Genomic DNA, 23,705 nt, shown 5'->3' with positions numbered 1-23,705 from the left:
GGCCCTGGCGGATCGCCCCACGGCCGCGGTCCGGCGCGGACTACCATCACTGCATGACCCGTGTACTGCTCGCCGAGGACGACGCGTCCATCTCGGAGCCACTGGCCCGTGCCCTGCGCAGGGAGGGTTACGAGGTCGAAGTGCGTGAGGACGGCCCGACCGCGCTCGACGCGGGACTTCAGGGCAGCATCGACCTCGTCGTACTCGACCTGGGGCTGCCCGGCATGGACGGCCTGGAGGTCGCCCGGCGGATGCGCGCCGAGGGGCACACGGTGCCCGTCCTCATCCTGACCGCCCGCGCCGACGAGGTGGACACCGTCGTCGGCCTGGACGCCGGCGCCGACGACTACGTCACCAAGCCGTTCCGCCTCGCCGAACTGCTCGCCCGCGTACGGGCCCTGCTGCGGCGCGGCGCCGCCGAGCCCCAGCAGCCGCCCGCCACGCACGGCGTCCGCATCGACGTCGAGTCGCACCGCGCGTGGATGGGCGACGAGGAACTCCAGCTCACCGCCAAGGAGTTCGACCTGCTGCGGGTCCTGGTGCGCGACGCCGGCCGGGTCGTCACGCGCGACCAGCTGATGCGCGAGGTCTGGGACACCACATGGTGGTCGTCGACGAAGACCCTCGACATGCACATCTCCTGGCTGCGCAAGAAGCTCGGCGACGACGCCGCCAACCCGCGCTACATCGCCACGGTGCGCGGCGTCGGTTTCCGTTTCGAGAAGAGCTGACGTACTGGTACAGCTATGCGCCGCCGTCTGATCAACTCCACGCTCGCCGTCGTGCTCGTCGTGATCGCTGTCTTCGGGGTCTCGCTCGTCATCGTCGAGACCCGCACGATCACCAACAGCGCCCAGGAGCGGGTGGACTCCGAGGCGGTCCGGCTCGTCAGCATCGTCGACAGCCGGCTCCTCGGCGACGAACAGGTCAGCGGCGCGATCCTGGAGAATCAGGTCGGCCCCGACCGGTACGCCAGGATCGAGCTGCCGGGGCGCGCCCCCATGGAGATCGGTGAGCGCCCCCGAGGGGACGTCATCCAGGGCAACGCCAAGGGCGAGAAGGGCGAGACGGTCACCGTCGAGGAGCCCCGCTCCTCCGTCACCCGCGAGGTCGGCCGCACGCTGCTGATCATCGCCGGGGTGGCGCTGCTCGCCGTCATCGCCGCGGTGCTGCTCGCCGTACGCCAGGCCAACCGGCTCACGTCCCCGCTCACCGACCTCGCGTCCACCGCGGAGCGCCTCGGCTCGGGCGACCCCCGCCCGCGCCACCGCCGCTACGGGGTGGCCGAGCTGGACCGGGTCGCCGACGTCCTCGACTCCAGCGCCGAGCGGATCGCCCGGATGCTGACCGCCGAGCGGCGCCTGGCGGCCGACGCCTCGCACCAGCTCCGTACGCCCCTCACTGCGCTCTCCATGCGCCTGGAGGAGATCACCGTCACCGATGACCTGGACACGGTGAAGGAGGAGGCGACGATCGCGCTCGCGCAGGTCGAGCGCCTCACGGACGTCGTGGAGCGGCTGCTGACCAACTCGCGCGACCCGCGCACGGGGTCCGCGGTCTCCTTCGACCTGGACGAGGTCATCAAGCAGCAGCTGGAGGAGTGGCGCCCCGCCTACCGCAGCGCGGGCCGCGCCATCGTCTCCTCGGGCAAGCGGCATCTGAAGGCCGTGGGCACGCCGGGCGCCGTCGCCCAGGTGCTCGCCGCGCTGATCGAGAACTCGCTCATGCACGGCGGCGGCACGGTCGCGCTGCGCACCCGCGTCACCGGCAACCAGGCCGTCGTCGAGGTCACGGACGAGGGTCCCGGGGTGCCGGCGGACCTGGGGGCGCGGATCTTCGAGCGGACCATCAGCGGCCGCAACTCGACGGGCATCGGCCTCGCGGTCGCCCGCGACCTGGCCGAGGCGGACGGGGGCCGCCTGGAGATGCTCCAGACGAACCCGCCGGTGTTCGGCCTGTTCCTGTCGCGTACGCCGCTGAAGAAGTCGGCGCCGGGTGAGGGGACGGAGACGGTTCGCTAGGGCCGGTGAGCGGCCCCGGTGAGCGGCCCCGGTCAGCGGTGGCTGCGCTGGATGTCGGAGCGGCGGTCCTCGCGCCCGTCGCGCCCGTCACGCCCGTCACGCCCGCCCCCGGCCCCCAGGAACGATTCAGCGCGGGCGACGGTCTCGTGGCCGGGCAGGGTCTTGAAGACCCATGTGCGGTACGACCAGAAGCGGAACAGCGTCGCGATGCCGATGCCGATGACCTTGAAGATGTTGCGCTGGAGCGAGCTGTCCCAGCCGAAGCCGTAGATCGCCATGTACAGGACGCCGTTCTCGATCACCAGGCCGACCGCGCTGAACGCCAGGAACAGTGAGAGCTCCCGCGTCCGGCCACTCTTGTCGCGGTCACGGTAGGTGAAGTAGCGGAACCCCACGTAGTTGAACGCGATCGCGATGATCGTGGCGATGACGTTGGCCCGCACGGCCTGAAGGTTCGTGGTGTGCCACAGAAAGTTGGAGACGCCGAAGTTCACCAGGGTTCCGAGCGCGCCCACGGCCCCGAATTTGGCGACCTCGCGGCCGAGCCGGTCGAGCCGCGCACGCCAAGTGGCAGGTCCGTTCATCTGCTCGCCCCAGCCCCCGTAGATTCCGATATATCGACCCCGTCATGCTAACCAGGCGGCTGGTCGGGCGCCTGGGGACGCCGGTAATCCTGGCACGGCGGGGCGGCCGATACCCTGGGGGTGTGACGTTCCCGGTAGTCGGCATGGTCGGCGGGGGGCAGCTCGCTCGTATGACACACGAGGCGGGCATCCCGCTCGGCATCAAGTTCAAGCTCCTCAGTGACACTCCTCAGGATTCCGCGGCGCAGGTGGTCAGCGATGTCGTCATAGGCGACTACCGCGACCTGGACACGCTGCGTGACTTCGCGCGGGGCTGTGACGTGATCACCTTCGATCACGAGCACGTGCCCACGCAGCACCTGCGGGCCCTGGAGGCGGACGGTATCCCCGTGCGCCCCGGACCCGGGGCGCTGGTGCACGCCCAGGACAAGGGTGTGATGCGCGCGAAGCTCACGGAGATCGGTGCTCCCTGTCCGCGCCACCGCATCGTGAAGGACCCCGCCGACGTGGCGGCCTTCGCGGCGGAGGGCGCCACTGGCGGCGGTGACGGTTTCCCCGTGATCCTCAAGACGGTGCGCGGCGGCTACGACGGGAAGGGGGTGTGGTTCGTACGGTCCCTGGAGGACGCGGCCGAGCCCTTCAAGGCCGGCGTCCCCGTCCTCGCGGAGGAGAAGGTCGACTTCGTACGGGAGCTCGCGGCCAATGTCGTCCGCTCCCCGCACGGCCAGGCCGTGGCCTACCCCGTCGTCGAGTCCCAGCAGGTCGACGGCGTGTGCGACACGGTGATCGCGCCCGCCCCCGATCTCGACGAGAACCTCGCCCTGCGCGCCGAGCAGTTGGCGCTCGGCATCGCGAAGGAGCTCGGTGTCGTCGGGCACCTCGCGGTCGAGCTCTTCGAGACCGGCGACGGCCGCATCCTGGTCAACGAACTGGCGATGCGCCCGCACAACTCCGGCCACTGGACCCAGGACGGGGCCGTGACCTCGCAGTTCGCGAACCACGTCCGCGCCGTCCTCGACCTACCCCTCGGCGACCCGCGCCCGCGCGCTCCCTGGACGGTCATGTGCAACGTCCTCGGCGGCGACTACCCGGACATGTACTCCGCGTACCTGCACTGCATGGCCCGCGACCCGAAGCTCAAGATCCACATGTACGGCAAGGACGTGAAGCCCGGACGCAAGGTCGGCCACGTCAACACCTACGGCGACGACCTGGACGACGTGCTGGAGCGCGCCCGTCACGCAGCCGGCTACCTCAGAGGAACGATCACCGAATGAGCACGTCCCCTGTCGTTGGCATTGTCATGGGTTCCGACTCCGACTGGCCCGTCATGGAGGCCGCCGCCCAGGCTCTCGACGAGTTCGAGATCCCCTACGAGGTGGATGTCGTCTCCGCGCACCGCATGCCGCGCGAAATGATCGCGTACGGCGAGCAGGCGGACGGCCGCGGCCTCAAGGCGGTCATCGCGGGAGCCGGGGGAGCCGCCCATCTGCCGGGCATGCTCGCCTCCGTGACCCCGCTGCCCGTCATCGGCGTCCCGGTCCCGCTGAAGTACCTCGACGGCATGGACAGCCTGCTGTCCATCGTGCAGATGCCCGCGGGCGTCCCCGTCGCCACCGTCTCCGTCGGCGGCGCGCGCAACGCGGGCCTCCTCGCGGCCCGCATCCTCGCCACCCACGACGAGGAACTCCTCGGCCGCATGCGGGAGTTCCAGCAGGAGCTGAACGACCAGGCCACGGAGAAGGGCAAGCGCCTGCGGGCCAAGGTCGAGGGCGCGTCCGGCTTCGGCTTCGGGAAGTGACGGCGATGACCACCTCCCTGGAGCGGGCCCGCGCGATACTCGCGGACTTCCCCGTCGCCGACGGCCACAACGACCTGCCGTGGGCGCTGCGCGAGCAGGTCGCGTACGACATCGACGCGCGGGACATCGCCGTCGACCAGAGCGCGCATCTGCACACCGACCTGGCCCGGCTGCGGGCCGGCGGGGTCGGCGCGCAGTTCTGGTCCGTGTACGTGCGCTCGGACATGGCCGGTGACGCGGCGGTCAGCGCGACGCTGGAGCAGATCGACTGCGTCCAGCAGCTGATCGAGCGCTACCCGGCAGACCTGCGGCGCGCGCTGACGGCCGCCGACATGGAGGCCGCCCGCGCCGAGGGCCGTATCGCGTCCCTCATGGGCGCCGAGGGCGGCCACTCCATCGACAACTCGCTGGCCACCCTGCGCGCGCTGCACGCCCTGGGCGTGCGCTACATGACGCTCACGCACAACGACAACATCGCGTGGGCGGACTCGGCGACGGACGAGCCGGGCGTCGGCGGACTCTCGCCCTTCGGCCACGAGGTCGTACGGGAGATGAACCGGGCCGGCATGCTCGTCGACCTCTCGCACGTGGCGGCGACCACGATGCGGGCCGCGCTCGACACCTCGGTCGCGCCGGTGATCTTCTCCCACTCGTCCTCGCGCGCGGTGTGCGACCACCCGCGCAACATCCCGGACGACGTCCTGGAGCGGCTGCCCGCGAACGGCGGCGTCGCGATGGCCACGTTCGTGCCGAAGTTCGTCCTCCAGGCCGCCGTCGACTGGACGGGCGCCGCGGACGAGAATCTGCGTGCGCACGGCTTCCACCACCTGGACACGTCGCCGGAGGCCATGAAGCTTCACCGCGCCTTCGAGGAGGCGCACCCGCGTCCGGTCGCCACCGTCTCCACGGTCGCCGACCACCTCGACCACATGCGCGAGGTCGCCGGCGTCGACCACATCGGCATCGGCGGCGACTACGACGGCACGGCGTTCCTGCCGGACGGCCTCGGCGACGTCTCGGGCTACCCGAACCTGATCGCGGAGCTCGTCGACCGCGGCTGGTCGGACCCCGACCTCGCCAAGCTGACCTGGCAGAACGCGGTACGGGTCCTCGGCGCCGCGGAGGACGTGGCCCGCGACGAGCAGGCCCGCCGCGGCCCGTCGAACGCGACACTGGCGCAGCTCGACGGCTGAACGGCCTGGCTCAACGGCCCTGGCCCGACGGCTGAACGCCCTGTCCCCAACCTCCGGAGTTCTTCCGCTCCGGAGGTCTGGGCGGTCCGGTGTCGCCCGAACGCGCCGCCCACCAGGTGGCTGTGGGCCATACGGAAGGACCCTAGGCGGCGGGGCGGCCCATCGCCCGGTACGCCCAGCCCGCCTCGCGCCACAGCTCCGGGTCCAGCGCGTTGCGCCCGTCGAGGATCAGCCGCGTGCCGGCCAGCGCGCCGAGCGCCGCCGGGTCGAGCTCGCGGAACTCGCGCCACTCCGTCAGATGCAGCACCACGTCCGCGCCCCGCACGGCCGCGTCGGCGGACTCCGCGTAGCCGAGCGTGGGGAACAGACGCCGCGCGTTGTCCATGCCCTTCGGGTCGTAGACCGTGACCTGGCCGCCCTGGAGGTGGATCTGCCCGGCGACGTTGAGCGCCGGTGAGTCGCGTACGTCGTCGGAGTCCGGCTTGAACGTGGCGCCGAGCACCGCGACCCGCTTGCCCAGGAACGAGCCCCCGCCGAGCGCCTCACGGGCCATCTCGACCATCTGGCCGCGGCGCCGCATGTTGATGGAGTCGATCTCGCGCAGGAACGTCAGCGCCTGGTCGGCGCCCAGCTCACCGGCGCGCGCCATGAACGCCCGGATGTCCTTGGGCAGACAGCCGCCGCCGAAGCCGATCCCGGCCCGCAGGAACTTGGACCCGATCCGCTCGTCGTAGCCGATCGCCTCCGCGAGCTTCACGACGTCACCGCCCGCGGCCTCGCAGACCTCGGCCATCGCGTTGATGAAGGAGATCTTCGTCGCGAGGAACGAGTTGGCGGCCGTCTTGACCAGCTCGGCCGTCGGGAAGTCCGTCACCACGAACGGCGAGCCCTGCCCGACCGGCGTCGCGTACACCTCGCGCAGGGTCTTCTCTGCGCGGTCGCTGCGCACACCGACGACGATCCGGTCCGGGTGCAGCGTGTCCTGGACGGCGAAGCCCTCACGCAGGAACTCCGGGTTCCAGGCGAGCTCGACGTCGCCGCCCGCGGGCGCCAGTTCCAGGATGCGGGCCGCGAGGCGTTCGGCGCTGCCGACGGGCACGGTCGACTTGCCGACGACGAGCGCCGGCTTGCTCAGATGCCGGGCCAGTGACTCCACCGCGGCGTCGACGTAGCTCATGTCGCAGGCGTACTCGCCGTGCTTCTGCGGGGTGTTCACGCACACGAAGTGGACGTCACCGAACTCGGCGACCTCGGCCCAGTCCATGGTGAAGCGCAGCCGCCCGGTCGATCCCTCGATCCCGGCGACGTGCTTGCGCAGCAGTTCCTCGAGACCGGGCTCGTACATGGGGACCTCGCCCCGCGTGAGCATCTCGATCTTCTCGGGCACGACATCGAGCCCCAGCACCTCGAAGCCGAGTTCGGCCATGGCGGCGGCGTGCGTGGCGCCGAGGTAGCCGGTGCCGATCACGGTGATCTTCAAGGGCATGAGAGCTCCAGAGGTGTACGGCTGCAGTGCGGCCCCGAGCATAGTCGGGCGTGACGCGGGCCCTCGCAGGGCACGTTTCCGCTGTCGCGTAGCTCACGTATCCCTCTGGTGGGCAGAGGCATAAAATTTGGGTTACTTAACGGTAATTAGCGTCCTTGGAGCGTGAGACACCTTGGCAGGTTCGCCCGAATTCGACCTGTACCGTCCGGCCGAAGAGCACGACATGCTCCGCGAGTCCGTGCGGGCCCTGTGCGAGGCCAAGATCGCGCCGTTCGCCGCGGCGGTGGACGAGGAGGCGCGTTTCCCGCAGGAGGCCCTCGACGCCCTCGTCGCGAACGACCTCCAGGCAGTGCACGTACCGGAGTCCTACGGCGGCGCCGGAGCCGACGCCCTCGCGACCGTCATCGTGATCGAGGAAGTGGCCCGCGTCTGCGCGAGCTCCTCCCTCATACCGGCCGTGAACAAGCTGGGCTCGCTGCCCGTCATCCTCTCCGGCTCCGAGGAGCTGAAGAAGAAGTACATGACGCCGCTCGCCAAGGGCGAGGGCATGTTCTCGTACTGCCTCTCCGAGCCGGACGCGGGCTCGGACGCCGCGGGCATGAAGACGCGCGCGGTCCGCGACGGCGACTTCTGGGTGCTCAACGGCGTGAAGCGCTGGATCACCAACGCCGGCGAGTCCGAGTACTACACGGTGATGGCCGTCACCGACCCGGCCAAGCGCTCGAAGGGCATCTCCGCCTTCGTCGTCGAGAAGTCCGACGAGGGCGTCTCCTTCGGCGCCCCGGAGAAGAAGCTCGGCATCAAGGGCTCCCCGACGCGCGAGGTCTACCTCGACAACGTTCGCATCCCCGCCGACCGCATGATCGGCGAGGAGGGCACCGGCTTCGCCACGGCGATGAAGACCCTGGACCACACCCGCGTCACCATCGCGGCCCAGGCCCTCGGCATAGCCCAGGGCGCCCTCGACTACGCCAAGGGCTACGTCAAGGAGCGCAAGCAGTTCGGCAAGCCGATCGCCGACTTCCAGGGCATCCAGTTCATGCTCGCCGACATGGCGATGAAGATCGAGGCGGCCCGCGCGCTGACGTACCAGGCCGCGGCCAAGTCGGAGCGCGTCGCCGCCGGAGGTGGAGAGGGGGACCTCACCTTCCAGGGCGCCGCGGCCAAGTGCTTCGCCTCGGACGTCGCCATGGAGGTCACCACGGACGCCGTCCAGCTCCTCGGCGGCTACGGCTACACCCGCGACTACCCGGTCGAGCGCATGATGCGCGACGCGAAGATCACGCAGATTTATGAAGGCACGAATCAGGTCCAGCGGATCGTGATGGCCAGGAACCTGCCGTAACAAGGGTTCCGCAGACACCGCGGCCCCCGGCGTGATGCCGGGGGCCGTTCGTGTCTGCACTCCGGTGGGGCCGGTCAGGGCAGGATCTCGATGTACCCGTCGGTTCCGTGCACGCGGATCCGCTGCCCGTCGCGGATCAGCCGGGTGGCCTGCTCCACACCCACGACGGCCGGCAGGCCGTACTCCCGGGCGATCACCGCGCCGTGGGTCATCAGGCCGCCCACCTCCGTCACCAGGCCCGCGATTCCGACGAACAGCGGCGACCAGCTGGGGTCCGTGAAGGCCGTGACCAGGATGTCGCCCGCTTCGAGATCGGCCTGCGCCATGTCGAGGATGACGCGGGCCCGTCCCTCGACGGTCCCGGCGGAGACCGGTACGCCGATCAGGGCGCCGTCCGGCACATCGTCGCGCCGGTACGCCCCGGTGACGGCCTCACCGTCCGAGGTGAGCACCCGGGGCGGGGTGAGCGCGTGGTACGAACGGAACGCGTCCTTGCGCTCCTCGATGAGCCGGTCATCCACCTGGTTCGAGCGCACGACGTCGTGGAGTTCCTGGAACGTGAGGTAGAAGATGTCCTCCTTCTCACGAAGCACGCCCGCCCGCACGAGGCGCCCGGCCTCCTCCAGCAGGGCCTGCTTGTAGACGAAGTAGCGGCTGATGATGCCGTACTTCGGGTACTCCCGGTACCCGATGAAGGTTCTGACCCGGTCGATCATCCGCTTGGTCTCGTCGGCCTTGCGGTCCCCGTCCGGCAGGGCCCGCAGGCGGGACAGCACGTCCTGTTCCTTCTGCTGCGCCTTCTGCCGCCCCTGCTCGAAGCGCCGCTCGGCGAGGCCCGGCCCGAAGTTCCTGACGTTGTCGAGGATCACGGGCACGAGCGTGGTGGGGCGCTCGCGCCAACGGGGCCTCGTGATGTCGATCTCGCCGACGCAGCGCATGCCGTACCGGTCGAGATAGGCCTCGATGGCGTCGCGCGCTTCGGTCCCGCCCGCGACGTTCGCCAGCTCGTCCAGGAAGGCTGTGTCCCCGGCGTACTCGGCGTTCTCGACGCCCTGCAGGAACGCCACCACCTCCGGCCGCGGGCGGATCACGTCCGCGACGTCGAGCAGCGCAAGGCCCATCTCCGACGTGATGTTGTCGGGGGCGGACAGGGTCAGCGTGTCAGCCGCGTTGTTCTCGCCCAGCCACTCCTGCAGCTTGTCGTTGAGCCACCAGGTGGCCTCCATCCCCGCCATGATCGCCTGAATGCTCAGCGGATCGCTGAGGACCCGCTTGTGCTCCTCGAAGGCCTCCAGCAGGAAGTCGAACAGCGCCGGTCCGGTCTTCGTCCGGACGTCGCGCTCCAGGGCGGCGATGGACACCTGGCTGCGCTCGATCAGCTTGGTGACGACGGCCGGATCGGTCTCGACCGGGGCGGGCGCACCGCCGGCCGGTGGCCCGCCGGGGCCCGCGTCCGGGAGCGACGGGACGAAACCGTCGCGGTCGAGGACGGTCTCCAGAGCGTTCCTGATCAGCGGATCGCCCTTCCCCATGGCGTCCAGGAGGCCGGCGCGGCTCGCGGGCGAGGCCAGGCGCCGGGTGACGTCGACGAACAGCCTCCCGCCGGCCTCGTGCATCGGCACCATGGCCGTCAGCTGCCACATGGAGAACCCCAGGGGCCTCATGGGGTCGGTCATCATCTGGCCGTGACCGACGGAGACGTAGACGTGATTCTCCTGGTCGCCGGTCTCGGGGACGGGGAACAGCGTCGTGATCGGCCGGCTCTGAACGATCTGGAAGTCATCGTCGACCAGGCACCATTCGATGTCCTGCGGGCGGCCGAAGTGCGCTTCGATCCGCCGCCCGAGCCGCACGAGCCGCACGGCCTGAGCGTCCGTCAGCGCCGGCTGCTCCTGCCGCTGCGAGTCGACCGCCACTTCCTGCGTACCGCCGGCCGGCAGGGCGTGAACCGCACGCTGTTTGGCGGCGATCGCCTTGGCGACGACTTCGCCGTCCCGCACTTTGAAGACGTCCGGGTTCACCAGGCCGGAGACCAGGGCCTCGCCGAGGCCGAATCCGGCGTCCACGGTGGCGACCTTCCGGTTGCCCGTGACGGGGTCGGCCGTGAACAGGATGCCGGCCGCGTGCGGGAAGACCATCTGCTGCACGACCACGGCCATGTGGACCGTACGGTGGTCGATGCCGTTGCGCCGGCGGTAGGTCACGGCCCGCTCGGTGAACAGCGAGGCCCAGCACCGGCTGACGTGCTGGAGGATCGCTGCCGGCCCGATGACGTTCAAGTACGTGTCCTGCTGGCCGGCGAAGGAGGCCGTGGGCAGGTCCTCCGCCGTCGCGCTGGAGCGGACGGCGTAGGCGGTCTGCTCGCCGGGCTCGCCTTGCCGGCCGAGCGCGCGGGTGATCGCCGCCGCGAGATCGTCGGGGACGGCGATCCCCTCGATGGTCCGGCGGATCTCCGCGCTGAGCGTGCGGATCGCCTCCCGCTCGTCCCCCTCTTCATCAAAGGGAGTCAGGCGCGACAACCGATCGAGCTGCTCGTCGATCGACGCTTCCGCCATGATCCGCCGGAAGGCGTCCGTCGTCACGCAGAAGCCGGCCGGCACGCGGACGCCTTCGATCCGCGACAGCCCGCCCAGGTGCGCGCCCTTGCCACCGACGACCGCGACCTGCGTCTCGCCGACCTCTTGAAGATCCAGCACGTACTGCTCACTCATCGCGTCACCTCCGAGGCAGCCGTGCTCCGTTGTACTGCGGTGGCCGATCGAATCACCGGCGCCTCTCCCACTCCGTCGGACCTCTTGCCGAGCACCCCCGCACTTTCGCGCCGGGCACCCGCAACTGCAGGCCGCCGATTGTGCGCCACGACCTGGGCCTTGCGGCAAGTCCCCCACCGCGCTATAAGTTGAAAGAGGCAAGGAGAGGACTCTCCTTGCCTTTGTTTTTTGCCGTCCGACGGCAGACGGGGCAGCCGGCCCGAGTCGGAGGTCCGACCCGTCCAACTGCCCCGTTTCTTACGTCAGTTGCCCGACACCGTCACCGGCGCGTCGTCCTTCAGTTCGCCCACCAGCTGCTTGACCTTGGTCTTGTCCCAGACGAGGTTGCCGCCGACGGAGCCGGAGACCGGCATGTTCATCGACTTGCCGTCGCCGCCGGTGACGCCCTTCATGGCGAAGAACATCGAGCCCAGGTCCCACAGGCTCATGTCCTTGTCGACGACGAGCGAGTCGAGGCCCGCCCCCATCGTCGGGTAGAGCTTGAACGGGTTCAGGACCGTCGACGGGGTGGCCACCTGGTGGGCCAGGGCCGACAGGAACGCCTGCTGGTTCTTGGTGCGCTGGAGGTCGCTCGCCGCGAACGCGTGGCGCGTACGGACGAAGGCGAGGGCCTGCTGGCCGTTCAGCGTCTGCTTGCCCTTCTGGAAGTCGGCCCCGGACCACTTGTCCTTGAAGCCCTCCTTCAGGTTCATCTCGACGCCGCCGACCGCGTCCACGATCTTCGCGAAGCCGCCGAAGCCGATCTCCGCGTAGTGGTCGATGTGCAGCCCGGTGTTGAACTCGACGGTCCGCACGAGCAGTTCGGGACCGTCCTCCGCGTACGCGGCGTTGAGCTTCACCTGGCGGCCCTGGTTCGGATAGAACTTGCCGGAGTCCGAGCCCTTGAAGGACGGGACCGTGACGTTCGAGTCACGCGGCAGGGAGATCATCGTGCTGCCGTTGTCGCCGGTGTGCAGGATCATCATCGTGTCTGTGCGCTTGCCCTCGGCGGACCCGGTGTGCAGCTTCTTCTTCTCCTCGTCGGACATTCCGGCCCGGCTGTCCGTGCCGACGATGAGGTAGTTGGTGCCCTTGCCGGTCTCGGGCCGTTCTATGACCTTGGAGAGGTCGACGTCGCGGTTGAGCTTGGAGTCGGCCCAGAAGTACGTGCCTATGCTCACACCGAGGAACACGACGACGAGGGTGAGGACGGCCCGCTTGATGCGCCGGCGCCAGTTCGGCCGCGGCCGCGGGGGCGCGTAACCGTCGGCCGGGTCGTTGTCGTTCGGTACGTAGCCGCTGCCGCCGCGGCGCCCGCCGCCACCGCCGTAGACCTGGCCGGTGTTGTAGCCGCTGTCGTACTGGTCCCCGTAGCCCTCGCCGTACGAGGGCTGCGCCGGCACCGTCGGCCGGGGCGGCGCGGAGCGGCGGGAGCCGCCGCCCTGTCCACGCTGCACGTGCGGCATCGCGCGGGCGCCCTCGGGGCGCGCGCTGGCACTGCCGCGACCGTATCCGCGGTCGCCGCCGCCCTGACTGTCGCCCCAACCCTCTGGCCAATCATTCATGGCCACAGTGTGCCGTCCCGTGCTGTGTGCCCCACAAGGGTGGGTGGGGAATCGGACCCGGGCTGTTGCAGAGCTGACACAAAGCAACCCGTGTCCTGCCCGGCATAAGGTGGAGGCCATGACAGACCAGGCCCGCGGCACGGAATCCGAAATTCCGGGTAAGCCGACCTCAGCTTCCCGTACGACGTTGTCGCACATCATGACCCATAACGACACCAACCTGCTCGGAACGGTACATGGTGGCGTGATCATGAAACTGGTCGACGACGCGGCGGGCGCCGTGGCAGGCCGGCACTCCGGCGGACCCGCCGTCACCGCCTCCATGGACGAGATGGCCTTCCTGGAGCCGGTGCGCGTGGGCGACCTGGTCCATGTGAAGGCTCAGGTCAACTGGACGGGCCGGACCTCCATGGAGGTCGGGGTCCGGGTCCTCGCCGAGCGCTGGAACGAGTCGACGCCGGCGCAGCAGGTCGGCTCCGCCTACCTCGTGTTCGCCGCGGTCGACGGCGACGGCAAGCCGCGCTCGGTGCCCCCGGTCCTGCCGGAGAGCGAGCGCGACAAGCGGCGCTGCCAGGAGGCCCAGATCCGCCGCCAGCACCGGCTCGCGCGCCGCCGGGCGATCATGGAACTGCGGCAGCAGCGCTCGGCCGACGGCATCGAGGACTGAGCCCTTGCGGAGGCGGACCGGCGTCAGCCGCACACCACCTGGTCCCCGGTGACCGCCCCGAACTCGCCCTGGTGCGAGTCCTCGGCCCGCACCGCGCGCACGGCCTTGAAGTCCGGGCCGGCCAGCACCTTCAGTACCGCACCCTGTCCCTTCACCGCCTGCAGCTGCGCACCCGGCAACGCCGTCGCCAGCGCCTTCGCCGACTGGTCCCAGCGCGGGTCGTAGCGGATCACCGTGTGCTGGGCGGTGCGCTGCGCCGCGTTCATCGGCGTTCCGCTCGTGCGGAACCCCGTCCCCCGCAGCCCCGCGTCCATCTTCTTGCCGAGCCCCGGCGTCATCGTGCCGTTCTCGACCTGGACGCGGATCTGCTGCGGGGCGACGCCGACGATCGTCCCCTTCTTCTTCCTGTGGTGCACGGCGAGCGGCTTGTCCTCGCGCAGCGCCTTGAACAGCTTCGTGGACTTCGCGGGGTCCCACTTCACCGTCGAGCCGATGCCCTTGACCGGGAAGCTGGCTTCGCTGATCGGCACGGTCGTGAACTCCGACGACGACGGCGAGAACCCCCGCATCGCCTGCCCGAGCCCGACCATCTGGTCCGTGCCGAACCCCTTGTCCGCGCGCACGGAGCTGAGCAGCGTGCGGGCCACGTCGCGGAACTTCACCGGGTTCAGGAGCACCCCGGACGACGTGGTCTTCGCGATGAGCGCGGCGAGGAAGCGCTGCTGGCGCTGCATCCGGCCCAGGTCGCCCGCCCCGTCGGTGTGCCGGGCGCGCACGTACTGGAGGGCCTGGCCGCCGTCGAGCGTGTGCGTGCCGACGGCCATGTCGAGCCCGGTGTACGAGTCCTTGAGCGGATGCGCCGTGCAGATCTCGACGCCGCCGAGCACGTCCACCGTCTTCATGAAGCTGGTGAAGTCGACCTCCATATAGTGGTCGATCTTCACGCCGGTCATGTGCTCGACGGTGCGCACGGTCAGATGGGGCCCGCCCTCCGCGTACGCCGCGTTGATCTTCACCGGGTGCTGTTGGTGCTGCTTGCCCGTCGTCCGGTCGGTGTGCGAGGGGATCTCGGCGTACGAGTCCCGGGGCAGGCTGACGATGCTTGCGCGGTGCTTGTCGGCGGAGAGGTGCACGATCATGATCGTGTCCGTGCAGTGACAGGGCGCGCCGCCCAGCCGGTACTTCTTCTTCTCCGCCGGGGTGATCTTGTCGCGGCCGTCGGTGCCGACGAGCAGCACATTCATCCCGTGACCGCCGGAGGGACGGTTCTTCATGTCCTTGAAGGGGTCGATGCGGTTGATGTCCGTGTCGAGCCCGGTGACGACCGCGTGGCCGATCCCGGCGGCCGCGAGCACCGTGACCGAGACCGTCGTCGCCACCCGCATGGCCCACCGCGGCTTCCTCCTCCGTACGGGGGCGGGCACGGGGGGACGAGGGCGCTCCTGCCGTGGGGGACGCGGCGGGCGTGCGGGGGAGCGGGTCGGCGGAGTGGGCACGTGGGGACACCTCCGAGAAGGTGGGCGTGGGATCGCGAGCACCGTAGGCGCATACGATCTCCTGCCCGCGGCAGTGACCACGGCGGCGCGCGCCTGTGTCCCCCATTAGCGGTAACGTGACGCCTGATGAACGCGAATTCCGACAAGCAGCTTCCGCCCGTATCGGTGATCATGCCCGTCCTCAACGAGGAGCGGCACCTGCGCGGAGCCGTCGAGGCGATCCTGGCGCAGGAGTACGACGGCGAGATGGAGGTCGTGGTCGCGCTCGGCCCGTCCTCGGACCGCACGGACGAGATCGCCGCGGAACTCGTCCGCGAGGACCCCAGGGTCCACACCGTGGCGAACCCCACGGGCCGTACGCCCGCGGCGCTGAACGCCGCGATCGAGGCGTCCCGCCACCCCATCGTGGTGCGCGTCGACGGGCACGGCATGCTCTCGCCGAACTACATCGCGACGGCCGTGCGCCTCCTTGAGGAGACCGGCGCGCAGAACGTCGGCGGCATCATGCACGCCGAGGGCGAGAACGACTGGGAGCACGCGGTCGCCGCCGCCATGACGTCGAAGATCGGCGTCGGGAACGCGGCCTTCCACACGGGCGGCGAGGCCCAGCAGGCCGAGACCGTGTTCCTGGGTGTCTTCCGGCGCGAGGCGCTCGAACAGCAGGGCGGCTACAACGTGGAGTTCATCCGCGCCCAGGACTGGGAGCTGAACTTCCGCATCCGCGAGGCCGGCGGCCTGATCTGGTTCTCGCCCGAGCTGAAGGTCTCGTACCGGCCGCGGCCCAGCGTGAAGGCGCTCGCCAAGCAGTACAAGGACTACGGCCGCTGGCGCCATGTCGTCGCCCGCTACCACGAGGGCTCGATCAACCTGCGCTACCTCGCGCCGCCGGCCGCCGTGTGCGCGATCGCCGCGGGTGTCGTCGTGGGCGCGCTCGTGACGCCGTGGGGCTTCGTGATCCCGGGCGGCTACCTGGCGGCCATCACGGCCGGTTCGGTGCCGGCCGGCAAGGGGCTGCCGCTGAAGGCGCGCCTGCAGATCCCGGTCGCGCTCGCCACGATGCACATGTCGTGGGGCTGGGGCTTCCTGACCAGCCCGCGCTCCCTCGCGAAGAAGGTCATCGCGTCGCGCCGCCCCGCGGTACTCAGCGAGGCGTGAGCCCTACGTCTGCTTTCTCCGGGGCCGAGCCGCTCGGCCCCGGAGCTCTGGCCTGTGTCACCAGGTGAAGTTCTTGTCCACCTTCATGCAGGCCTTCGTGTCCGACCCGTTGAGCGCGAGCGCGGTGTCCGGGGTGGTGTCGTCGTCCTTCGAGGACTTCGGGTAGGTGTTCCCCTCCCGCCAGTCGTCGCCCACGACGAGCGTCACCCCTGAGACGTCGGTCGACTGCTTCACCGAACTCAGCGGAATACCAAGGGACTTGGCGACCCGCTGAGCATCGCCCTCCAGGTCGACGCTCGGGAAGCGGATGACCGTCTTCTCCTCGCTCAGCGACACCGACTGGTCGGCGGACGCCTTCGTGAAGCCCTTCGTGGCCAGCATCTGGGACACCGTGCCCGCCCGGCCCGACGCCGCGGGCAGCTGCGCCGTCCGCGTGCCGTTCTGCACCTGCACCGCGATCTCGCCGTCGGGCGCCGCCGGGTCGTCCGACTCCTCGGGCGGCGCCTTCTTCTTGTCCTTGCCGTCCAGGGCCACATCCTCGCGGACAAGCCGGAACAGCTTGTCCGCGTCGCCCGGCTTCGGGGCCACGCGCGCGCCCACGTACACGAACGGCATCGTCGTCATCGTGATCCGGTCCGGCTCGGGCTTCTTCAGCTCGTTGCTGACGTCGTAGAGCTTCTTGACCGTGTCGAGGCCCTCGTCGACGTGGAGCGCCTTCGTGGCCTCCTCGGCGAGGCCGCGCAGCTTGCCCGGGTTGGTGATGGTCGCGTTCTCGCGCATCTGGCGCACCATCGAGTTCATGTACATGTGCTGCGCCTTGGTACGGGCGATGTCGCTGCCGTCCTCGAAGCCGTAGCGCGTACGCAGCCACTGCAGGGCCTGCTCGCCCATGACCGGGTGCGTGCCCTTCGCCAGCTTCAGGCCCGAGCCGTGGCCCTGGCTGTCCTTGGAGTAGATGTTGGCGTCCACACACACCGGTACGCCGCCGATGGCGTCCGCCATGGAGACCACGCCCGCGAAGTCGACCATCATGAAGTGGTCGATGTGGATGCCGGTCAGCAGTTCCCAGGTGGCCACCGTGCAGCCGGGGCCGCCGCGGCCGAGCGAATCGTTCGTCATCTGCCGCCCCACCGTGGCCGGGTACTCCTTGCCCGTCTCCGGGTCGGTGCACTTCGGCAGCTTGAGCAGGGTGTCGCGCGGCATGCTCACCACCGACATGTTGCTGCGGTCCGCGGAGAGGTGGACCAGCATCTGTACGTCCGCGCGGGGTACGCCGCCGAACGTGTCCCTGGCGCCGCCGAGCTTCTGGTTCGCCTTGGAGTCCCGGGCGTCCGAGCCGATCAGCAGGATGTTCAGCGGGGTCTGGCCCGCCGCGTTCGGCGTCGGCTTCGCCGCCTGGTGCTCGCCGATGTTGAGCTTGTCCGTCTTGATGTTGCTGTTGAGGTGCTCGTACCAGAGATAGCCCGCTCCCGCGGCGCCGAGTATCAGTACGGCGAGAGTGATCGAGAACCAGCGCAGTATTCGGTGTTTGCGGCGCCGCGGGCGCGCGCCGGCGCGCCGGTGCCCGCGCGGCCTGCCGCCGTCACCCTGTCCCTGGCCCGTGTCCTGGCCCTGTCCGCGCTCCGGCTCCCCGGCCTCGCGCGGCGGGCCGACCCTGCCGGGGCCGACCGCGCTGCCCTGCTGACGGACCCCTGCTCGCGGCCCGTCGCCGCGCACACTGCTCTGCCTCATGCCCCACCCCTCCCGCCCCCGGCCTACACGTCGGCCGCCCCGATCCTGTCTGTTAGACAGCCAAGGGGCGGCCGAGGTTGGTCACTTGGCGCACACAGTCTTGTCCGCTGTCGCCTTCTGGATGTCCGCCGGCGCCTTCGCCGGGGCGGCGATGGGTGTCCCGGCCTCCTTGAAGTCGGCTCCGAGGGTCAGGATCATCGCCGGCAGACCCTGGTCGTTCTTCTCGCTCTTGCCGGGCTTCATGGCGGATGAGGGCAGCCCCATGATGTCGGCGAGCTTGCGGGCCTGGTCGGCCTGGTCCGGCGCGTACTCGAGCGTCGTCTTCGACAGCTTCTTCGGCGCGTTGCCCAGCTGGCTCGACTTGAGGACGCCCTCGTTGTTCTGCAGCCACGTCAGCGTCGTCTGCGCGGCGCCGACGGTCTCGCTGCCGTTGTAGACGTCGACCCGGACCTCGGAGGCGTCGGCGCGGGAGCCCTTGAGCAGCGCGTCCTGCTTCGACTTGGCGGCCTTCTTGTCCTTCGCCACCTCGGTCAGGGAGACGTCGTCCTGGATCATCGCGAACAGCGGGTCCGCCTTGGCCGGGTTGACGACGACCGTCGCGTGGACCTTCTCGGCGGGGTTGTCTATCACGGGCAGCGTGGTGAAGGTGATGTTCTTCGGCGGCACCTTCTTCAGTTCAAGGGCCACGTTCTTGAGCTCGGAGAGGCTTCCTATGCCGGTGTCCACGGACAGCGCCTTGGTCGCCGCCTCGGCCAGGCCAGTGAGCTTGCTCGGGCTGGTGAGCGTGTCGCCGGAGCTCATCTTGCGCATCAGCGATCCGAGGAACTGCTGCTGCTGCTGGATGCGGTCCAGGTCGCCCTGGTTGCCGAAGCTGTGCCGGGTGCGTACGAACGCGAGGGCCTGTTCGCCCTGCACGGTGTGCTTGCCCTTGGAGAGCTTCAGATGCGAGTCGGGGTCGTCGACGTCCTTGGCGAGACAGATGTCCACACCGCCGACCGCCGTCGTCAGCGTCTTGACGGCGTTGAAGTCGGCCATCATGAAGTGATCGGGCTGAACTCCCGTTATGGCCTTGACCGTTGCCATCGTGCAGCCCGCGTCCCGGCCGCTCTGGCCGAGGCTGGTGTTGAAGCGGATGTCGGGCGTTCCGGGGATCGTCTTCTCCACCCCGTCCTCCCTCACCTTGCAGTCCGGGATGTCGGTGATGAGGTCGCGCGGGATGCTCAACGCCGTCGCGTTCGAACGGTCCTTGGCCACGTGCAGCAGGATGTTGGTGTCCGCGTGGCCGACGCTGTTCTTGTCGCCGTAGCCCGCGTTGCCCTTGCCGGTGCGCTTGTCCGTGCCGATCAGCAGGATGTTGAACGCCTCGTCCTTGCTGAAGCCGTTCTTCGCGCCGACGACGTCCTGCTTGTCGATGTTGCCGTCGAGGTGGCGCAGATAGAGATACGCCCCGCCCGCGCCGGCCACCAGGACGAAGGCCATGACGCCGCCCGTCCACAGGAGCGCCTTCTTGCCCTTGGACTTCTTCTTGCTCTTGGACCGGCGCCTGCCGGCCGGCTCCGGCTGCGGGGCCCGCCGCCTGCGCTGGCCGGGCACTTCGCGGCTGTCCTGTTCCTCTCGGGACCTGCCGTTCTGCCGGGTCTGCCCGGCCTGTCCCCGTTGCCCGGTGGGGCGTTGGGGAGACCTGCGCGGTCCGGGTACGGCCGATTGCCCAGAGGAAGGGTTCAGTCGCAGTTCGTAATCGCCGGTGTTCGGGTTGAGTACCCACTGGTCTGCGGGGTCGATGTTGTCCGCCCGCCCACGGCCTTGCGCGTCCACGGTTGTCTGCATCCTCCGTCGGGGCCACGCGGCGCCTTGTCCCCCTCAAGAAGGCGCTCGGTCAGTCGGTAAGCAGTGCGCGACCGTCGTTGGCCGGGTGCACCGGATCGCTCACACTATCCGCCCAGTTCAGCGTCAAGCGAGGGCGGTGACAAATTGCACTTCCCTACAACTGGGCAATCCGTCCGATTTCTTTGGACGTGACGCGAACCCCTTGGGTATCGCTTTACCCGCAGGCATCCTGAGCGGCTGTGTTGCCGCGGAACGTGGGGGCCGGCGTGGGCGATGAATCGGGTGATGAACCGGATGAACCGGATGAACCGGACGACCCGGGCGACATGAACGAGCCGCCGGGCTTCTGGGCGCTTTGGCCGACGCCGCCCTTGCCGTCGTCGAATCCGTCGTGCTCGTACGCCCTGTTGTCCGTGCCCGTGGTGTCCGTGGCCGAGCTGTCCGTGCCGGAGCCGTCGGAGGGACTCCGGGTGGTGCTCTCCTGTGGTGTCTTCTTGGCGACCACCACGGGGGTGTCGGTGCGCAGTCGCGTGAAGAGCTGCTCTGCGGCGGGCTGGACGAGCTGGTCACGGTTGGCGTTGTGGACGTAACTGCGCCGCGGCACCGTCAGGAATTGGACGCGTTCGGTCGGAATGTCCCGGATGCCGCGTACGAGGTTGTAGAGGCCGCGCAGACTGGCGAGCCCGGGGTCCGTGGTGAGGGACGAGGTGGCCGCGTCGAGCACGGGGTACAGCTTCGTCGGGTTGAGCAGCACCTGGTTGCTCTGCACCTTGTTCACCAGGGCACCGAGGAACCGCTGCTGGCGGTCCATCCGGTCGGTGTCGCTGCCGTTGCCGAGGCTCTTGCGGGCCCGCACGAAGCCGAGCGCCTGCTCGCCGTTGAGGGTCTGCTTTCCCGCGGGCAGCTTGAGGCGCGCGGCGCGGTCGTTCATGGGCTCCTTGAGACACACCTCGACGCCGTCGACGGCGTCGACCATGTCCTTGAACCCGCTGAAGTCGACGACCATGTGGTGGGTGATGCGGATGCCGGTGAGCTTCTCGACCGTACGGATCGTGCAGGCCGAACCGCCTTGCTCGAAGGCGTAGTTGAACATCGAGAACATGGAGCCGGTGCGGGTGCCCCCGTGCGCGCGGCAGCTCGGTACGTCGACCATCAGGTCGCGGGGCAGCGAGACCGCGATGGCGCTTTTGTGGTCGGCGGATATGTGCAGCAGGATCGTCGTGTCCGAGCGCTGGGTGCCCGAGTCACGGCCGTACTTGCGGTTGTCGGCGCCGGACCGTGAGTCGGAACCGATCAGCAGGATGTTCTGCGCGCCGGCCACGAGCGAGGTGGGCCGCTCCTTCTCGTAGCGGGCGAGCTCGGCGGCCGCGTCGGTGTCCTCGGTGATGTTCCCCTGGAGCTTCTCGTAGACCGCCCAGCCGGCGCCGCCCGCGGCGAGCACCGCCACGCCGGCGCCGATCGCCGTGTACCGCAGCCAGCGCTTGTGCCGCCGGGCCGTGCCCGCCCCCGTGGGGGACGAGCCCGCGCCCGGCCCGTGCATGACCGGCCCCGCCGCGTCGTCGTCGCCGGGGTGCCGCGGTTCCGGGGGCGTGCCTGCGGAATCGGTCACGTGAGTCCACCCCTCATGGCGGCGACGGTGCGCAGGTGCGCCCCTTCGACCATCGCCCGGCGCGGCGCCCGGGGCCCGGCGGCCCGGGGGTGGACAGGGCCGAACGGGTGACGCCGGCCCGGGTGTCTCAGCGTGCGGTCGCCGAGACCCGCTCGTTCTCCACCCGCTTGGCCAGGGACTCCTCGTCCAGGCCGTCGAGGTGGCGGCACAGGACGACGGAACCGCCGGTGGCGAGCGGCGCGTAAAGACCGGCGCTCAGACCGCGCCAGGTGTCGTACGGGAGTCCGGACAGCAGGCGCGAGCCGGGGCCCGTCAGGCCGAGGTCCGTGGCGTCGGCCCGCGCCTTCTCGACGACCTCGGCGCCGGTGAGCTCGGCCCCCGCGACGACGAGCGCGGGCTCCTCCGGGTCCACGGGTGCGAACGGGGCGAAGCGGTCACCCTGCCCCGGCACCTCGACCGCGTAGTCGACGAAGCCCTCCGGCGGCTGCGGGAAGCGGCCGCCGAGGGGACGCAGCGCGAGCGCCACCCGTTCCCCGGAGCAGGCGCGCGCCGTGTCCAGGGAGTCGGGGCCGCTGACGACGATGTCGGCGGCGGCCGGGTCACCGCCGACATCGGCGACGACTCCTACGGACGCGCACGCGAGCAGCCAGACGGCGCTCTGCCAGTGCGCGGGCAGCAGCAGCGCGAGCCGGTCGCCGGGCTGTGCGGCGAGGTCGCCCTGGAGGAGATTGGCGGTCTTGGCCACCCAGTTGGCGAAGGTGGCCACGGACAGTTCGACGCGTTCGCCCGTGGCGTCGTCGTAGAAAGTCACCAGTGGGCGTCCTGGATCGGCGGCGAGCGCGGATCGCAGCAGGTCGGCGGGGGTGCGGTCGGTGGCGTTCACGGGCGCAAGGGTACGCGGGGCGCGCGGCGGTGTGGGGCCGACCGGGGGAACCACGACGCCGTGTCGGCCCGATGAGCCGTCAATTCCCCTGCCCACCAATGACACTTCCCGATGGACAGATATGTACCACTATGTCCACGATCGTTGGCATGCGTGGATTCCTCACTTCCTCGATCGGCGTCGCGTCCGCGGCAGCCCTCACCCTTCCGCTCGCCCTGTCCTCCGGAGCCGGGGCAGCCACGACCCCTTCGGCCGCCAGGGCCCTGACCGCCGAAGCCGTATCCGGCAGCACCCAGTCGCTCCCCCTGACCGTCCTGCCCCGCGACCGCGGCCTGCGCGCCCCAGGCGAACAGGGCCTGACCCAGCGCGATGTGCACCCCTTCTCGCTCGTCGGCGTCGCCTGGAAAGACCCGGCCGCCGTGCTGGAGGGCAGCGTCCAGGTGCGTACGCGCGCCAGGGGCACCGCCCGCTGGTCCGGCTGGCAGGACATCGAGACGCACAATGGCGACCATGCCCCCGACCCCGGCACGGCCGAGCACGACTCGGGCCGGCTGCGCGGAGCCACCGCCCCGCTGTGGGTCGGCGCGTCCGACGGCGTCGAGGTGCGCGTGCGCCCCCAGGCGGCCCCGGCACACCTGACCGCCGGATCCTCCGCGAACTCCGCGAACTCCGCGAACTCCGCCGCGCAGGCGCCTCTGCCCAAGGGCCTGAGCCTCGAACTGGTCGACCCCGGAGAGGAGCCCCCGCCCGCCGGCGAGCCCGCGTCCGGCGATGAGCCCCCGCCCGGCGGCGCCCCCGCCGAGGTGCCCGGCTCCGGCGTGCTGACCGCCGAGTCCGCCGCCGCCTCCGCCGTCAACGCCGACCTGGCCCCCCTCGGTGCCGACGCCATCCCCGCCCTCGGCAAGAAGGAGACCGAGAGCGAGCTCATCGAGGCCCGCGGCGGCGAGGCCGACGCGAAGGTCCGCCCGTACATCGGCCCGCGCCCGCGCATTGTCACGCGCAAGGGCTGGGGTGCCGACGAGAAGCTGCGCGAGAGCAACTTCACCTACACCTCGAAGGTCAAGGTGGCCTTCGTGCACCACAGCGCCACGGGCAACAACTACAAGTGCTCGCAAGCCCCTTCAGTCATCCGCGGTATCTACCGCTACCACGTGAAGAGCCTGGGCTGGCGCGACATCGGCTACAACTTCCTCGTCGACAAGTGCGGCAACATCTACGAGGGCCGTGCCGGTGGCGTGGCGAAGCCGGTCATGGGCGCCCACACCCTCGGGTTCAACACGAACAGCATGGGAGTCGCGGTCCTCGGCACCTTCGGCTCCTCGAACGCGCCGGCCGCCGCGGTGGACGCCCTCGCCGGCCTGGCGGCCTGGAAGCTTGGCCTCTACGGGGTGAATCCGAGCGGTAAGACATATCTCACGTCAGCCGGTGGCAATCTGTACCCCAAGGGCAAGAGCGCACGACTGAACGCGATTTCGGGGCACCGGGACGGCTACTCGACCGAGTGCCCGGGGCGCCGCCTCTACGACAAGCTCGGCACCGCCCGGTCCACATCGGCCAGTCTCCAGGGCCGCTGACGCCCGGCCGTACGGCAC

At 70.1% G+C, this 23,705-nt stretch carries 18 protein-coding genes; 9 read left to right on the top strand and 9 right to left on the bottom strand.

Translation table 11 applies throughout. The features are described 5' to 3' along the window. Nucleotides 1-53 precede the first annotated feature (53 nt). Together ACY0PA_RS18520 and ACY0PA_RS18515 are read left to right on the top strand one after the other, a co-directional pair. Nucleotides 54-731, top strand: coding sequence for a response regulator transcription factor (locus tag ACY0PA_RS18520; protein ID WP_100597941.1), 678 nt, complete (start codon nt 54-56; stop codon nt 729-731). Between the two features lie 15 nt (nt 732-746). After that, entirely contained in the window at nt 747-2,021 is a 1,275-nt protein-coding gene (locus tag ACY0PA_RS18515) for an ATP-binding protein (RefSeq protein WP_473085658.1), read from the top strand. Nucleotides 2,022-2,053: 32 nt separating this feature from the next. Here ACY0PA_RS18515 and ACY0PA_RS18510 read toward each other — a convergent pair whose 3' ends face one another. Then, entirely contained in the window at nt 2,054-2,605 is a 552-nt protein-coding gene (locus ACY0PA_RS18510; RefSeq protein WP_473085657.1) for a GtrA family protein, read from the bottom strand. 122 nt (nt 2,606-2,727) lie between these two features. On the opposite strand from ACY0PA_RS18510, the gene ACY0PA_RS18505 reads away from it, so the two are divergent. From ACY0PA_RS18505 to ACY0PA_RS18495, 3 genes are read left to right on the top strand one after another with little or no spacing between them, the layout of a single operon-like run. Beyond that, entirely contained in the window at nt 2,728-3,882 is a 1,155-nt protein-coding gene (locus ACY0PA_RS18505) for a 5-(carboxyamino)imidazole ribonucleotide synthase (RefSeq protein ID WP_473085656.1), read from the top strand. Next, complete coding sequence (gene purE / locus ACY0PA_RS18500) at nt 3,879-4,406, top strand: 5-(carboxyamino)imidazole ribonucleotide mutase (RefSeq protein ID WP_473085655.1); 528 nt, start codon at nt 3,879-3,881, stop codon at nt 4,404-4,406. The genes ACY0PA_RS18505 and purE overlap by 4 nt, the downstream gene beginning before the upstream one ends. Nucleotides 4,407-4,411: 5 nt before the next feature. Further along, nucleotides 4,412-5,599 (top strand): dipeptidase, encoded by a 1,188-nt coding sequence (locus tag ACY0PA_RS18495; protein ID WP_473085654.1) that lies wholly within the window; start codon nt 4,412-4,414, stop codon nt 5,597-5,599. Nucleotides 5,600-5,741: 142 nt separating this feature from the next. On the opposite strand, the gene ACY0PA_RS18490 is transcribed toward ACY0PA_RS18495, so the two are convergent. Then, on the bottom strand, nt 5,742-7,085 hold the full coding sequence (locus tag ACY0PA_RS18490) for a UDP-glucose dehydrogenase family protein (RefSeq protein WP_473085653.1): 1,344 nt from the start codon (nt 7,083-7,085) through the stop codon (nt 5,742-5,744). Nucleotides 7,086-7,257: 172 nt separating this feature from the next. Here ACY0PA_RS18490 and ACY0PA_RS18485 point away from each other — a divergent pair, with 172 nt between their 5' ends. After that, nucleotides 7,258-8,430 (top strand): acyl-CoA dehydrogenase, encoded by a 1,173-nt coding sequence (locus ACY0PA_RS18485; protein ID WP_473085652.1) that lies wholly within the window; start codon nt 7,258-7,260, stop codon nt 8,428-8,430. Between the two features lie 74 nt (nt 8,431-8,504). Here the strand turns inward: ACY0PA_RS18485 and rph are convergent, their stop codons facing one another. Together rph and ACY0PA_RS18475 are read right to left on the bottom strand one after the other, a co-directional pair. Continuing rightward, nucleotides 8,505-11,141 (bottom strand): rifamycin-inactivating phosphotransferase, encoded by a 2,637-nt coding sequence (gene rph, locus ACY0PA_RS18480; RefSeq protein ID WP_473085651.1) that lies wholly within the window; start codon nt 11,139-11,141, stop codon nt 8,505-8,507. A gap of 302 nt (nt 11,142-11,443) precedes the next feature. Next, a complete protein-coding gene (locus tag ACY0PA_RS18475; RefSeq protein ID WP_473085650.1) occupies nt 11,444-12,745 on the bottom strand; it encodes an LCP family protein in 1,302 nt (433 codons plus the stop codon). A 118-nt stretch (nt 12,746-12,863) separates the two neighbouring features. On the opposite strand from ACY0PA_RS18475, the gene ACY0PA_RS18470 reads away from it, so the two are divergent. Continuing rightward, the gene (locus ACY0PA_RS18470) at nt 12,864-13,412 is read left to right on the top strand and encodes an acyl-CoA thioesterase (protein ID WP_473085649.1); all 549 of its coding nucleotides are present in this window, start codon (nt 12,864-12,866) and stop codon (nt 13,410-13,412) included. 23 nt (nt 13,413-13,435) lie between these two features. Here the strand turns inward: ACY0PA_RS18470 and ACY0PA_RS18465 are convergent, their stop codons facing one another. Further along, nucleotides 13,436-14,908, bottom strand: a complete 1,473-nt coding sequence (locus tag ACY0PA_RS18465; protein WP_473085648.1) for an LCP family protein — start codon at nt 14,906-14,908, stop codon at nt 13,436-13,438. Between the two features lie 126 nt (nt 14,909-15,034). On the opposite strand from ACY0PA_RS18465, the gene ACY0PA_RS18460 reads away from it, so the two are divergent. Next, nucleotides 15,035-16,063 (top strand): glycosyltransferase family 2 protein, encoded by a 1,029-nt coding sequence (locus ACY0PA_RS18460; RefSeq protein ID WP_473085647.1) that lies wholly within the window; start codon nt 15,035-15,037, stop codon nt 16,061-16,063. Nucleotides 16,064-16,120: 57 nt separating this feature from the next. On the opposite strand, the gene ACY0PA_RS18455 is transcribed toward ACY0PA_RS18460, so the two are convergent. The 4 genes from ACY0PA_RS18455 to ACY0PA_RS18440 form a co-directional block, all read right to left on the bottom strand. After that, nucleotides 16,121-17,794, bottom strand: a complete 1,674-nt coding sequence (locus tag ACY0PA_RS18455) for an LCP family protein (protein ID WP_473085646.1) — start codon at nt 17,792-17,794, stop codon at nt 16,121-16,123. An 81-nt stretch (nt 17,795-17,875) separates the two neighbouring features. Beyond that, complete coding sequence (locus ACY0PA_RS18450; RefSeq protein ID WP_473085645.1) at nt 17,876-19,609, bottom strand: LCP family protein; 1,734 nt, start codon at nt 19,607-19,609, stop codon at nt 17,876-17,878. Nucleotides 19,610-19,835: 226 nt separating this feature from the next. Then, complete coding sequence (locus ACY0PA_RS18445) at nt 19,836-21,161, bottom strand: LCP family protein (protein WP_473086354.1); 1,326 nt, start codon at nt 21,159-21,161, stop codon at nt 19,836-19,838. A gap of 196 nt (nt 21,162-21,357) precedes the next feature. Then, nucleotides 21,358-22,113, bottom strand: a complete 756-nt coding sequence (locus ACY0PA_RS18440) for a TIGR03089 family protein (protein ID WP_473085644.1) — start codon at nt 22,111-22,113, stop codon at nt 21,358-21,360. A gap of 149 nt (nt 22,114-22,262) precedes the next feature. On the opposite strand from ACY0PA_RS18440, the gene ACY0PA_RS18435 reads away from it, so the two are divergent. Further along, on the top strand, nt 22,263-23,687 hold the full coding sequence (locus ACY0PA_RS18435) for a peptidoglycan recognition protein family protein (protein ID WP_473085643.1): 1,425 nt from the start codon (nt 22,263-22,265) through the stop codon (nt 23,685-23,687). The last annotated feature ends 18 nt before the right edge of the window (nt 23,688-23,705 follow it).

This window comes from Streptomyces sp. DS1-CR2 (genome assembly GCF_055760475.1).
Note: the sequence above shows the minus strand (reverse complement) of the source record. Positions and strands in the feature narration are given on the sequence as shown.

What these genes read in the sequence shown, in the direction of transcription:
- ACY0PA_RS18460 (WP_473085647.1), top strand. Translation starts at nt 15,035, where the DNA reads ATGAACGCGAATTCCGACAAGCAGCTTCCGCCCGTATCGGTGATCATG.
- ACY0PA_RS18490 (WP_473085653.1), bottom strand. Translation starts at nt 7,085, where the DNA reads ATGCCCTTGAAGATCACCGTGATCGGCACCGGCTACCTCGGCGCCACG.
- ACY0PA_RS18515 (WP_473085658.1), top strand. Translation starts at nt 747, where the DNA reads ATGCGCCGCCGTCTGATCAACTCCACGCTCGCCGTCGTGCTCGTCGTG.
- ACY0PA_RS18435 (WP_473085643.1), top strand. Translation starts at nt 22,263, where the DNA reads ATGCGTGGATTCCTCACTTCCTCGATCGGCGTCGCGTCCGCGGCAGCC.
- ACY0PA_RS18495 (WP_473085654.1), top strand. Translation starts at nt 4,412, where the DNA reads ATGACCACCTCCCTGGAGCGGGCCCGCGCGATACTCGCGGACTTCCCC.
- ACY0PA_RS18510 (WP_473085657.1), bottom strand. Translation starts at nt 2,605, where the DNA reads ATGAACGGACCTGCCACTTGGCGTGCGCGGCTCGACCGGCTCGGCCGC.
- purE (WP_473085655.1), top strand. Translation starts at nt 3,879, where the DNA reads ATGAGCACGTCCCCTGTCGTTGGCATTGTCATGGGTTCCGACTCCGAC.
- ACY0PA_RS18475 (WP_473085650.1), bottom strand. Translation starts at nt 12,745, where the DNA reads ATGAATGATTGGCCAGAGGGTTGGGGCGACAGTCAGGGCGGCGGCGAC.
- ACY0PA_RS18445 (WP_473086354.1), bottom strand. Translation starts at nt 21,161, where the DNA reads ATGCACGGGCCGGGCGCGGGCTCGTCCCCCACGGGGGCGGGCACGGCC.
- rph (WP_473085651.1), bottom strand. Translation starts at nt 11,141, where the DNA reads ATGAGTGAGCAGTACGTGCTGGATCTTCAAGAGGTCGGCGAGACGCAG.
- ACY0PA_RS18455 (WP_473085646.1), bottom strand. Translation starts at nt 17,794, where the DNA reads ATGAGGCAGAGCAGTGTGCGCGGCGACGGGCCGCGAGCAGGGGTCCGT.
- ACY0PA_RS18470 (WP_473085649.1), top strand. Translation starts at nt 12,864, where the DNA reads ATGACAGACCAGGCCCGCGGCACGGAATCCGAAATTCCGGGTAAGCCG.
- ACY0PA_RS18520 (WP_100597941.1), top strand. Translation starts at nt 54, where the DNA reads ATGACCCGTGTACTGCTCGCCGAGGACGACGCGTCCATCTCGGAGCCA.